Origin of the sequence: Sphingopyxis sp. (assembly GCF_016463645.1) — a bacterium.
Taxonomy (GTDB): Bacteria; Pseudomonadota; Alphaproteobacteria; order Sphingomonadales; family Sphingomonadaceae; genus Sphingopyxis.
The window spans coordinates 1,061-1,762 of record NZ_JAEMQX010000262.1; the positions used below are offsets into that span (position 1 = coordinate 1,061).

Below are 702 nucleotides of genomic sequence, written 5' to 3' on the forward strand. Positions count from 1 at the left end.
GTGAGGCACGGCGCCAAAAGAATATCCGCCGGTCGTTCATCGTCCTCAAAGATATCTCGGCCCCGCAGATGCTGGCGACCGACCTCTACCAGTCCTGCTATCGGCCGATCATCGACCTATGGGCTGCGGCATCGAAATCGATCGCCGACGAATATGCGCGCACCCTAAGTCAAATGACCACCGACGCGCCGGCGGATGTGCAGCGCGAGATCGATAGCGCCGAGCAAGCCTTTCAGCGCCTGTTCTTCACCCTCACTCCCTCGCTGCGATCGTTCGCGCTCAAAGTCGAGAGAGCCATACGTACTCGCTGGGTCAGGCAGGTTTACTCCGCCACGAGTGTTGATCTCTCAACTCGTCTTGGCCCCAGCGACGTGACCGAGACGCTGGAAACGATCATCGCTCGCAATGCGGCGCTGGTCAAAGATGTGTCGGCGCAAATTCAGGGGCGCATCTCGGATGCCGTGTATCGCGGGCTCAACGCCCGTGCGCCCGCGCGCGAGGTTGCCAAGGAAATTAACGACGCCGTTGCCCTTGGACGCAAGCGCAGCCTCAGAATCGCCGCCGATCAATTGAGTAAAGCATCGTCGGTGCTCGCCGAGGAACGCCAGCGCCAGGCCGGAATTGATCAGGTGATTTGGGCATCATCAGGCAAGCTCCATGCGCGCCCGCGGTACGCCAGTGCCTGTTTACGGCCATCTGAAA

1 protein-coding gene is annotated in these 702 nt (G+C 60.5%); it reads left to right on the top strand.

From position 1 onward, the window contains the following. A partial coding sequence (locus JHC57_RS22375; RefSeq protein WP_294032756.1) for a hypothetical protein occupies positions 1-702 on the top strand: 702 nt, incomplete at both ends.